Below are 11,471 nucleotides of genomic sequence, written 5' to 3' on the forward strand. Positions count from 1 at the left end.
GCGCCAATCATGTTGCACAGGATTCGCGATGAGTAACGCTAACGCCTCCTTCACGCCGCCCAGCTTGCTGATGGCCACCATCGGCCTGTCCCTGGCGACCTTCATGCAGGTGCTCGACACCACCATCGCCAACGTGGCGCTGCCGACGATTTCCGGCAACCTCGGCGTGAGTTCGGAGCAGGGCACCTGGGTCATCACCTCGTTTGCCGTGAGCAACGCCATCGCGCTGCCGCTGACCGGCTGGCTGAGCCGTCGCTTCGGCGAGGTGAAGCTGTTTCTGTGGGCCACCATCCTGTTTGTGCTGGCCTCGTTTCTCTGCGGTATTTCCACCTCGATGCCCGAGCTGATCGGCTTTCGGGTATTGCAAGGCCTGGTTGCCGGCCCGTTGTACCCGATGACTCAGACGCTGCTGATCGCGGTCTATCCCCCCGCCAGGCGTGGTATGGCCCTGGCGTTGCTGGCGATGGTCACGGTGGTGGCGCCGATTGCCGGGCCGATCCTCGGCGGCTGGATTACCGACAGCTACAGCTGGCCGTGGATCTTCTTTATCAACGTACCCATCGGCATCTTTGCCGTGATGGTGGTGCGCTCGCAACTGAAGAAACGCCCGGTGGTCACCAGCTACCAGCCGATGGACTACGTCGGCTTGCTCAGCCTGATCGTCGGCGTCGGCGCCTTGCAGATCATCCTCGACAAGGGCAACGACCTGGACTGGTTCGAGTCGAATTTCATCATCATCGGCGCGGTGATCTCGGCTGTCGCCCTGGCGGTGTTCGTGATCTGGGAAATGACCGACGAGCACCCGGTGGTCAACCTGCGGCTGTTCGCCTATCGCAACTTTCGCATCGGCACGATTGTGTTGGTACTCGGGTACGCGGGTTTCTTCGGGATCAACCTGATCCTGCCGCAATGGCTGCAAACCCAGATGGGCTACACCGCCACCTGGGCGGGCCTGGCGGTGGCGCCGATCGGGATCCTGCCGGTGTTGATGTCGCCGTTCGTGGGCAAATATGCGCACAAGTTCGACCTGCGGCTGCTGGCGGGGCTGGCGTTCCTGGCGATTGGCTTGAGTTGCTTCATGCGCGCCGGGTTTACCAATGAAGTGGACTTCACGCACATCGCCCTGGTGCAGTTGTTCATGGGGATCGGCGTAGCGCTGTTCTTCATGCCGACCTTAAGCATCCTGATGTCCGACCTGCCGCCGGCGCAAATCGCCGACGGCGCTGGCCTGGCGACCTTCCTGCGAACCTTGGGCGGCAGCTTCGCGGCCTCGTTGACCACCTGGATCTGGATTCGCCGGGCGGACCAGCACCATGCCTACATGAGCGAAAACATGACCACCTACGACTCGGCCACCCGGGACGCCTTGCAGGCGCTCGGCGGGGCAGGGCACAAGGCGTATGCGCAGTTGGACCAGATACTGACGAGCCAGGCGTACATGATGTCCACCGTGGATTACTTCACGTTGCTGGGGTGGATGTTCATGGCGTTGATCGTGATTGTATGGCTGGCGAAACCGCCGTTTGCAGCGAAGGCGGGGCCGGAGGCTTCTGGCCACTGATCGAAAGACCGAACTCGGTCAATGTGGGAGCTGGCTTGCCTGCGATGCAGGCACCTCGGTACATCAGATGCATCGAGGTGATGCTATCGCAGGCAAGCCAGCTCCCACATTTGATGGGTGTTGTGTCTGAGGATCAGGCGCCAGGCAAGGCCAACTGCGGATTGACGAAGTCAAACGCCGCCAGTTGAAACCCTTGCTCATCCACCTGCAACGCCCACCCTTGCTTGTCCCAATCCCCCAGCACAATGCGCTTGGCCGCTTGCTCGCCAATCTGCAACTTGTGAATCGCCGGGCGGTGGGTGTGGCCATGCACCAACGTACGCACGCCGAACTGCTGCATCACCCTCGGCACTTCCTCGGGCGTTACATCGACAATGTCGTTGGTCTTCATTCGCGTCTGCGCGCGGCTTTCACTGCGCAGCTTGCGCGCCAGCTTGTGCCGCGTGCGCAAGGGCAGGTGGCGCAGGATGAACAGCGTGATGGGGTTACGCAGGATGCGCCGCAGCTTCATATAGCCAAGGTCGCGGGTACACAGGCTGTCGCCGTGCATCAACAGCACGGGCTCGCCTGCGAGTTGCACCACACTCGGGTCCTTGAGCAAGGTTGCGCCTGCGGCTTTGCAGAACGCCTTGCCGATCAGGAAATCCCGGTTGCCATGCATGATGAATATCTGGGTGCCGCTGTCGCTCAGCTCGCGCAGGGCCAGGCAAATCGAACGCTGGAAGGGCGTCATCCCATCGTCGCCAATCCAGGCTTCGAAGAAGTCCCCCAGAATGTACAACGCCTGGGCGGAACGGGCGCGGCCGTGCAGTAAATCCAGAAACGCCCGGGTTATGTCCGGGCGCTCCTCTTCCAGATGCAAATCTGAAATCAGCAATATCACTCAACGATCTCGGCTTTCTCGACGATAACGTCTTCTACCGGTACGTCCTGGTGACCTGCCTTGCCGGTGGTTTGCACACCCTTGATCTTGTCGACAACGTCCTGGCCTTCGGTGACTTTACCGAATACCGCGTAGCCCCAGCCCTGCACGTTCTTGCCGCTGTGGTTCAGGAAGGTGTTGTCGGCGACGTTGATGAAGAACTGCGCGGAGGCCGAATGCGGCTCCATGGTACGGGCCATGGCGACGGTGTACTTGTCGTTGGAAAGGCCGTTGTCCGCTTCGTTCTGGATGCTTGGACGCTTGTCTTTCTTTTCTTTCATGCCAGGCTCGAAACCGCCGCCCTGGACCATGAAGTTGCCGATGACACGGTGGAAAACAGTGTTTTCGTAGTGGCCGGCTTTAACGTACTCGATGAAGTTGGCGACGGTGATCGGCGCTTTCTCGGCGTTCAGCTCGATGACGATGTCACCGTGGTTGGTGGTCAGTTTGACTTGAGTCATGTTCACTACTCTTTCAAGGAATTCGTGGGTTTGGGCGTTTTGCGCCTTACCTGCTTGGCAAAAACGGCAGCCAAGGCGCGCAGTTTAGCGTGACCTGCGGGAATTTCGAGGTGGTTTTTTACCGCCCATGCAATAAATGCAGCAGTTTTTGGCCACGCTCTGTCAGGGCCTTGACAGCATCGGCTATGATAAGCCCTTTGTTTGTCGGCCTCACCCGGCCAAGTACTTCGTCTGTTCAAGGATCCTATGAGCAAGCCCACTGTCGACCCTACCTCGAATTCCAAGGCCGGACCTGCCGTCCCGGTCAATTTCCTGCGCCCGATCATCCAGGCGGACCTGGATTCGGGCAAGCACACGCAGATCGTCACCCGCTTCCCGCCTGAGCCCAACGGTTACCTGCACATCGGCCACGCCAAGTCGATCTGTGTGAACTTCGGCCTGGCCCAGGAGTTCGGTGGCGTCACGCACCTGCGTTTCGACGACACCAACCCGGCCAAGGAAGACCAGGAATACATCGACGCCATCGAGAGCGACATCAAGTGGCTGGGCTTCGAATGGTCCGGTGAAGTGCGCTATGCCTCCAAGTATTTCGACCAGTTGTTCGACTGGGCCGTCGAGTTGATCAAGGCCGGCAAGGCCTACGTAGACGACCTGACCCCGGAGCAAGCCAAGGAATACCGTGGCACCCTGACCGAGCCGGGCAAGAACAGCCCGTTCCGCGACCGTTCGGTGGAAGAAAACCTGGACTGGTTCAACCGCATGCGCGCCGGCGAGTTCCCGGACGGCGCCCGCGTACTGCGTGCCAAGATCGACATGGCCTCGCCGAACATGAACCTGCGCGACCCGATCATGTACCGCATCCGCCACGCCCATCACCACCAGACCGGTGACAAGTGGTGCATCTACCCGAACTACGACTTCACCCACGGTCAGTCGGACGCCATCGAAGGCATCACCCACTCCATCTGCACCCTGGAGTTCGAAAGCCACCGTCCTCTGTACGAATGGTTCCTCGACAGCCTGCCGGTACCGGCGCACCCGCGTCAGTACGAGTTCAGCCGCCTGAACCTGAACTACACCATCACCAGCAAGCGCAAGCTCAAGCAACTGGTCGATGAAAAGCACGTGTTTGGCTGGGACGACCCGCGCATGTCGACGCTGTCGGGCTTCCGCCGCCGTGGCTACACCCCGGCATCGATCCGCAATTTCTGCGAGATGGTCGGCACCAACCGCTCCGACGGCGTGGTCGACTACGGCATGCTCGAATTCAGCATCCGTCAGGACCTCGACGCGAACGCCCCGCGCGCCATGTGCGTGCTGCGTCCGTTGAAGGTGGTGATCACCAACTACCCGGAAGGCCAGGTCGAAAACCTCGAACTGCCACGTCATCCGCAGAAAGAAGAACTCGGCGTGCGCAAGCTGCCGTTCGCCCGTGAAATCTACATCGACCGCGATGACTTCATGGAAGAGCCGCCAAAAGGCTACAAGCGCCTGGAGCCGAACGGCGAAGTGCGCCTGCGCGGCAGCTACGTGATCCGTGCCGACGAAGCGATCAAGGACGCCGATGGCAACATCGTCGAACTGCGTTGCTCCTACGACCCGGACACCCTGGGCAAGAACCCGGAAGGCCGCAAGGTCAAAGGTGTGGTGCACTGGGTGCCGGCGGCGGCCAGCGTCGAGTGCGAAGTGCGCCTGTACGATCGCCTGTTCCGCTCGCCGAATCCCGAGAAGGCCGAAGACAGCGCCAGTTTCCTGGACAACATCAACCCTGACTCGCTGCAAGTTCTCACGGGTTGTCGTGCCGAGCCATCGCTTGGCGACGCACAGCCGGAAGACCGTTTCCAGTTCGAGCGCGAAGGTTACTTCTGCGCGGATATCAAGGACTCGAAACCCGGTGCTCCGGTATTCAACCGTACCGTGACCTTGCGTGATTCGTGGGGCCAGTGATTCTGTTTTAAGGAACTGTCGTGCTAACGATCTACAACACACTCAGCAAGACCAAAGAAGTCTTCAAGCCGCTGGATGGCAACAAGGTGCGCATGTACGTGTGCGGCATGACCGTGTATGACTACTGCCACATCGGCCACGGCCGCAGCATGGTTGCCTTCGACCTGGTGACCCGCTGGTTGCGTTTCAGCGGTTATGACCTGACGTATGTGCGCAACATCACCGACATCGACGACAAGATCATCAATCGCGCCAACGAAAACGGCGAGTCGTTCGACGCGCTGACCGAGCGCATGATTGCTGCGATGCACGAGGACGAGGCACGCCTCAACATCCTCAAGCCGGACATGGAACCGCGCGCCACGGACCATATCCCGGGCATGCACGCGATGATCCAGACCCTGATCGACAAGGGTTACGCCTACGCCCCGGGCAATGGCGACGTGTACTACCGCGTCGCCAAGTTCATGGGCTACGGCAAGCTGTCGCGCAAGAAAATCGAAGACCTGCGCATCGGTGCGCGGATCGAAGTCGACGAAGCCAAGCAAGACCCGCTGGACTTCGTGCTGTGGAAAGGCACCAAGCCCGGCGAGCCGAGCTGGGAGTCGCCATGGGGCGCCGGGCGCCCGGGCTGGCACATCGAATGCTCGGTGATGTCCACCTGCTGCCTGGGGGAGACCTTCGACATTCATGGCGGCGGCAGCGACCTTGAGTTCCCGCACCACGAAAACGAAATCGCCCAAAGCGAAGCGGCCACCGGCAAGACCTACGCCAACGCGTGGATGCACTGCGGCATGATTCGCATCAATGGCGAGAAGATGTCCAAGTCCTTGAACAACTTCTTCACCATTCGCGACGTGCTGGAAAAGTACCACCCGGAAGTGGTGCGCTACCTGTTGGTGTCGAGCCATTACCGCAGCGCGATCAACTACTCGGAAGACAACCTCAAGGACGCCAAGGGCGCCCTGGAGCGTTTCTACCACGCGTTGAAAGGCCTGCCCTCCGTGGCGCCTGCGGGCGGCGAAGCGTTTGTCGCGCGGTTCACCGAAGTGATGAACGACGACTTCGGTACGCCTGAAGCCTGCGCGGTGCTGTTTGAAATGGTGCGCGAGATCAACCGCCTGCGCGAGAACGATCTCGACGCAGCGGCGGGGCTTGCCGCACGTTTGAAAGAGCTGGCGAGCGTGCTGGGCGTATTGCAGATGGAAGCCGATGACTTCCTGCAGGCGGGCGCTGAAGGGCGTGTGGATGCCGCTGAAGTTGATGCGCTGATCCAGGCACGTTTGACTGCCCGGGCCAACAAGGACTGGGCGGAGTCTGACCGTATCCGTGACCAACTGACCGCGATGGGTGTGGTGTTGGAAGACGGGAAGGGCGGGACGACGTGGCGGTTGGCTGATCAGGCTTGATTGGTGATTGCTGAATGAAAAACGCCCCGACTGGTTCGGGGCGTTTTTTTTGGCCTGTCTATCCGTTATTCGGGTATTGGCGGCTATGGCGACCGCGCTTGCAGCGGACCACGGGCCGGACGCTTGTGCGGGGACATAGTTGACACATTCAAGGACAGATCAGGCCGGTTCAGGATCAAGCGCATAGCTGCTTAATGTGGGAGCTGGCTTGCCTGCGATACAGACACCTCGATTTAACCCAATTACTCAATGAGCATCAGCGCTTGCCACCGACCTCATACCGGCTTTGAACAAACCCATTATCCGACGCATACGTGCCGATATGCCGAAGCTCATGCTCGCCACCCAACTGGCTGAACAAGGGGATCCCCTGGCCCAGCACAACCGGAATACGCGTGATGATCATCTCGTCGATCAAACCCGCCTCAAGAAACGCCTGAATCGTCTGGCCTCCGTCGATATACAGGTGTTTCATCCCGCGCTCGGCCAACGCTGCCACGAGGCTGGTGACATCCTGGCTCACCACCTCAACCTTGCCCTTCAAAGCTGCAGGTAGCTCAACCGATTGGTGAGAGAGTGCTATGACCGGCGTGCCCTCATAGGGCCACTCCGGAAAGGACAACACTTTTTCCAGGGTCTTGCGGCCCATCACCAGCGAATCCACGGTGGCGATGAAGTGTTCATAGGTCACGCCGTTCAATTCGGCGCCTTCGTACTCAGGGCGATGAAGCCACTCGATATCACCGTCTGGCCGGGCAATAAAGCCGTCGACGCTGGCTGCGATAAAGACCGAACATTTGCTATCCATGGGGCGTGAAACTCCTTTTCTGTGTGCTTGAAAATATCGACTGTCATGGGTCGGCAACGCTAATGTTAATTTAATCTTCCGATGCAATAAGCGAGCATTGCCAAAAATCACCGTGGGTACCCGGCGCAGGCCGGTGTCCCTTTTCGTATTGCGAGGATCTATGCGCCGTTGGTTAATCCGCTACCGTTACGCGATCATTTTCTGGCTGTGCTTCGGGGTTTTCCGCACCTCCCTGGCTGACTGGAATCCCATCCCGTCCGGTTCCATGCGCCCGACGTTACTTGAGGGCGATGTGGTGCTGGTCAACCGCGTCGCGTACGACCTCAAATTGCCCCTCACCGATATTTCCCTGGCGAGACTGGATAACCCCCAGCGCGGAGATGTCGTCACGTTCTCTTCGCCCAAGGACGGCACGCGCTTGATCAAACGCATTGTCGGTATCCCCGGCGATACCCTGGAAATGCGCGACGAGGTGTTGTGGGTCAACGGTACGCCGGCCACCTACAGTAATGGGCAGGACATCAGCGAGCCCATCGCGCCTGGCCAAACAGTTCCGGGTATCAAGGTGACTGAGCGTGCGAACAGCAGCCAGCGCACGGTGCAGTTCATGCCGACAGTACGGGCGCTGCGCGATTTCGGCCCGGTGGTGGTGCCTGCCGACAGTTACTTCATGCTGGGCGACAATCGCGATAACAGCGATGACTCCCGTTATATCGGGTTTGTGCCGCGTCGGCTGTTGATCGGGCATGCGCACCATATCCTGGCGTCAGCGCAGATCCTGGACCACTGGATGCCACGACTGGGCCGATTTGGCGCGCCGATCCTGTAGTGGGCTGATCACGCGTTTGCGCTCAGCGCCCGCAGTGCAAACCCCGCAATGCGCTCCAGCTGCTCAGTGGTGGCGCCGCCCTTGCTGGCGACTTTCATGCCGCTGAGGGTGGCCATCAGAAAATCACACGCGCCCGAGAGATCGGTGCCGACGGTCAATTCGCCTTGTTCCTGCGCACGCTCCAGCGTCTGTTCGAATGCATTGCGCAAGCGTTCGGCGCTGTGGGCGGTGAGTTGATTGATCTCATCATCTTCCAGGCCGAACTCGCAGATGGCATTGACGCCCATGCAACCCGCCGTTCCTTCCCGCAGGGCGCGGGTGGCGAAGGATTGCAGGGTGTCGTGCAGTGCCTGCAGCGGGGTCGGGCCCTGGTTCAGGCGCTCGATCAAGTCGTCGACGCCGGTGCGCTGATACTCGGCCATCGCCAGCAGGTACAACTGACGTTTGTCGCCAAAGGTGTTGTACATGCTCTGGCGGCTCAGTCCCATGGCCTGCATCAGTTCTTCAGTCGAGGCCGCGGCAAAACCCTTGTCGCAGAAAACCCGGATGGCCTCGCGCAGCACCTGGTCGCGGTCGAATGCTCTGGGTCTTGCCATGGTTACCTCGGGGGAAAATGCAGGTGAAGGCTCAGGCCAGGTAGCCGCCATCGATGGTCATGCTTGCGCCGGTGACAAATGCCGCTTCTTCGGACGCGAGATAAGCAACCATGCCGGCAACATCGTCGGCGGTGCCCACGCGGCCCAAGGGGATCAGGCTTTTGATCATGTCCGCATGGGGCCCGTCTGCCGGGTTCATGTCGGTGCTGGTCGGGCCCGGCTGCACGTTGTTGACGGTGATGCCGCGCGGCGCGAAATCAATCGCCAGGCCGCGGATCATACCGGCGATCGCCGACTTCGTCATGCTATAGACGCTGGAGCCCGGGAAGCCCGAACGTTGGGCGACCACGCTGCCGACGGTGATTATTCGGTCACCCGTGCGCATCACCGCCGAGCTGGCCTTGGCCGCCGCAAACGTGGCCCGCACATTGACCGCAAACATTCGGTCGAAGTCTTCCAGGCTGAAGGTGTCGACGGTGCCCATCAGCAGGATCCCGGCGTTGTTGACCAGGATATTCAAGGCGCCGAAATGCTCGACAGTGGCCGCGACCGCCCGATCTATTGCCGCCACATCGGCGCTGTCGGCCTGAATCGCCAAGGCTTTTCCGCCCTTGCTTTCGATCAGGCCAACCAGCGCTTGCGCCTTGTCGGCAGAGGAGGAATAGGTAAACGCGACCGCTGCACCTTCAGCTGCAAGCCGGCGGACAATCGCTTCGCCGATACCGCGGGAACCGCCGGTGACCAGGGCGACTTTGTGGTTGAAGCGAGGGGTGTGAGCTGTCATGGGGGAGGCCTGAGGTTTAGTGGATTAAATAATCCACTAAACCGTACCAGCCTGGAAATACTTAGCCAAGCTGTTTTTGGATTAATTAATCTTTAACTGCCGGATGTGCTCTCGAATCCGTCATCAGACGCCGGTCATTTCAGGTCGCTGTAGGTCAACCTGAACTCCGACAGCGCCGGGTGCTCGGTTTTCCACTGGCGGCCATACGCCTTGGCTGTTTCCATTTCTTCGGCAGTCAGCGCGCTGGCCAGTTGTTGCAGGTAGCCTGCGGCATCGGCGTGCCGTGGGTTTTGCCGGGTACTGTCCATGACCAGCCAGTAGAGCCCATAGGCGTGGATTTTGTTCTCGGGGTAGTGATAGCGGTTGGTGCCACTTTCATCGATATCGAACCCGCCGAGCGCACCGGCATAGGTCATGACGCCATCAAGGTCATTCAGCGCCAGCCGTTTTTCCAGGTGTATGCGCTGGTAGGAGAGGTTGCGGTAGTAGGTCTGCATGTTGGCCAGCCACTTCATCGCTGGCGGGAAGCCCTTGAAGGCCGCATACCTGAGCATGGAGTCGCGGTTGTCACTGGCCTCCGGGTTTTTGTCGTACAACAGCGCCGCAATGTAATAGGCCTCGGCGCAGCCGGCATCACCTGCCTTTCTCAGCCACGAGCGATCTTTGGTCAGTTCATACAGCTGCAGCATCGCTGCGCCGTCGCCAGCATCGGCACCTGCCTGGGCGAGGGCCTTGGCCTTGGCCAGGTTGGTTTCGCCACCCAGGCGCATCAGGGCGTACACATGATCCTGGGCAGCGGCCAGGCGGTACCACGCCTGGGCCTCGGGGTCGACACTGCCGACCCGGCGCCGGATGGCTTCGCCCAGGGCGTATTGGGACGGCGCATCGCCGGCCGAGGCGGAGATGGTCAGGTGGATTTCGCACTCTTCGAATTCACCGAGTTGATACAACTCGAGACCCCGCTGCTTGGCTGCCTGTTGCTGGCTCGTCAAATGTGAAATCAGCGCATTCAGCGAGTTGAGCAAATCAAACAGCGTGGTCAGTGCATCGGAATGGGTATACATGATCATTACCTGTATCGGGATACGTTGTCCGATAAAGGTAGGTGGAGCGGTGGGGCCCCAGGTGACAGATAGTTATCGGCAGGAGCGCTACCTTTCCCGCGCTCTGGGCAACCCCTCAAGCGCTACGGCTGCCACGTATTGCCTGGTCCAGAAACAACGCCGCATTCGCCACGGCCTGCATGCCTTCGGGCAAGATTGCCGCAAACAAATGCCAGACATGAAACATCCCGGGCCAAACCTCCAGCGACACGCGTACCCGGTTTTCCCCCAGGTGGGTGGCCAGGCGCATGGCGTCGCTGAGCATGACTTCGTTTTCGCCGATCTGCACCAGAATGGGCGGCAATCCCCGGACGTCCGCGAACACCGGCGATGCATCGGGATCATTCGGCAGCGCGCCGTTGAGAAACGCTTTTGCAAGCAGCGTCAGCCCCAGGCGGGAGGCTTGCGGGTCGAGGCCGTCACGGTTGTCGATGGAGGCGCCGGTGTGTTCCAGGTTGGCCCACGGCGACAAGGCGGCGCCCCCGGCGGGCAGTGGCAGGCCTGCGTTGCGGGCCTTGACCATCACCGACACCACCATTGCGCCGCCGGCCGAATCGCCCGAGAACACGATGGACCTGGGGTCATTGCCCTGGTCGAGCAGCCAGTGATAAGCCTGCAACGTGTCATCAATAGGTACGGGGAACGGATGCTCGGGCGCCAGGCGGTAGTCGGGCAGGTAGACTTTTGCACCCAGCAGTTTTGCGAAGTGGCCGGCAAGGCCCAGGTAGCCCCGCGGGCTGCCGCCGACATAACCACCGCCGTGGATGTAAAGCAGCACCTGGTCACCCTCAAACCCATCAGGCACGACCATCATGCCCGGTACGCCACCCATATCGACGTCACAAAAGCTGACACCGGCGGGAATCGGATGGGAACAAAGCACCTGCTCATAAGCCTTGCGCTGCTCATTGAGGGTGAGGGTGGTTTCCTGGCCCGTGAGAAATGGGCCGAAGTCAGCGGCGCAGGCAACCCACGCGTCGAGATGGGCCTGGACAAGGGGAGTGAATGCCATGGGGGAGAACCTCATAAAGTGATCCCGATACCGGGATTA

The 11,471-nt window shown here is 60.3% G+C and carries 11 protein-coding genes; 4 read left to right on the top strand and 7 right to left on the bottom strand.

Annotation, left to right across the window (positions count from 1 at the left end; genetic code table 11):
- The first annotated feature begins 28 nt into the window (after positions 1 to 28).
- Positions 29 to 1,561, top strand: a complete 1,533-nt coding sequence (locus HYE77_RS13935; protein WP_003211786.1) for a DHA2 family efflux MFS transporter permease subunit — start codon at positions 29 to 31, stop codon at positions 1,559 to 1,561.
- Between the two features lie 133 nt (positions 1,562 to 1,694).
- Here the strand turns inward: HYE77_RS13935 and lpxH are convergent, their stop codons facing one another.
- Positions 1,695 to 2,444, bottom strand: a complete 750-nt coding sequence (lpxH, locus tag HYE77_RS13940) for a UDP-2,3-diacylglucosamine diphosphatase (protein ID WP_177028448.1) — start codon at positions 2,442 to 2,444, stop codon at positions 1,695 to 1,697.
- Positions 2,441 to 2,944 (bottom strand): peptidylprolyl isomerase, encoded by a 504-nt coding sequence (locus HYE77_RS13945; RefSeq protein WP_003211783.1) that lies wholly within the window; start codon positions 2,942 to 2,944, stop codon positions 2,441 to 2,443. The genes lpxH and HYE77_RS13945 overlap by 4 nt, the downstream gene beginning before the upstream one ends.
- 246 nt (positions 2,945 to 3,190) lie before the next feature.
- Here HYE77_RS13945 and HYE77_RS13950 point away from each other — a divergent pair, with 246 nt between their 5' ends.
- Positions 3,191 to 4,891 (top strand): glutamine--tRNA ligase/YqeY domain fusion protein, encoded by a 1,701-nt coding sequence (locus HYE77_RS13950; RefSeq protein ID WP_008432425.1) that lies wholly within the window; start codon positions 3,191 to 3,193, stop codon positions 4,889 to 4,891.
- Positions 4,892 to 4,911: 20 nt separating this feature from the next.
- Complete coding sequence (gene cysS, locus HYE77_RS13955; protein WP_177028449.1) at positions 4,912 to 6,300, top strand: cysteine--tRNA ligase; 1,389 nt, start codon at positions 4,912 to 4,914, stop codon at positions 6,298 to 6,300.
- A 256-nt stretch (positions 6,301 to 6,556) separates the two neighbouring features.
- Here the strand turns inward: cysS and HYE77_RS13960 are convergent, their stop codons facing one another.
- A complete protein-coding gene (locus HYE77_RS13960; RefSeq protein ID WP_177068894.1) occupies positions 6,557 to 7,108 on the bottom strand; it encodes a dihydrofolate reductase family protein in 552 nt (183 codons plus the stop codon).
- 160 nt (positions 7,109 to 7,268) lie between these two features.
- On the opposite strand from HYE77_RS13960, the gene lepB reads away from it, so the two are divergent.
- Complete coding sequence (gene lepB, locus HYE77_RS13965) at positions 7,269 to 7,937, top strand: signal peptidase I (RefSeq protein WP_008432435.1); 669 nt, start codon at positions 7,269 to 7,271, stop codon at positions 7,935 to 7,937.
- 8 nt (positions 7,938 to 7,945) lie between these two features.
- Here the strand turns inward: lepB and HYE77_RS13970 are convergent, their stop codons facing one another.
- The 4 genes from HYE77_RS13970 to HYE77_RS13985 form a co-directional block, all read right to left on the bottom strand.
- Positions 7,946 to 8,533: a TetR/AcrR family transcriptional regulator gene (locus HYE77_RS13970; RefSeq protein WP_102369509.1), complete on the bottom strand. Its 588-nt coding sequence runs from the start codon at positions 8,531 to 8,533 to the stop codon at positions 7,946 to 7,948.
- Positions 8,534 to 8,564: 31 nt separating this feature from the next.
- Complete coding sequence (locus tag HYE77_RS13975; RefSeq protein ID WP_177068895.1) at positions 8,565 to 9,317, bottom strand: 3-oxoacyl-ACP reductase family protein; 753 nt, start codon at positions 9,315 to 9,317, stop codon at positions 8,565 to 8,567.
- A 134-nt stretch (positions 9,318 to 9,451) separates the two neighbouring features.
- The gene (locus HYE77_RS13980; protein WP_008432438.1) at positions 9,452 to 10,381 is read right to left on the bottom strand and encodes a hypothetical protein; all 930 of its coding nucleotides are present in this window, start codon (positions 10,379 to 10,381) and stop codon (positions 9,452 to 9,454) included.
- Between the two features lie 115 nt (positions 10,382 to 10,496).
- Positions 10,497 to 11,432, bottom strand: coding sequence for an alpha/beta hydrolase (locus tag HYE77_RS13985; protein WP_177068896.1), 936 nt, complete (start codon positions 11,430 to 11,432; stop codon positions 10,497 to 10,499).
- Positions 11,433 to 11,471 lie beyond the last annotated feature (39 nt).

It is taken from the genome of Pseudomonas sp. IPO3774 (assembly GCF_013386835.1).
GTDB lineage: Bacteria > Pseudomonadota > Gammaproteobacteria > Pseudomonadales > Pseudomonadaceae > Aquipseudomonas.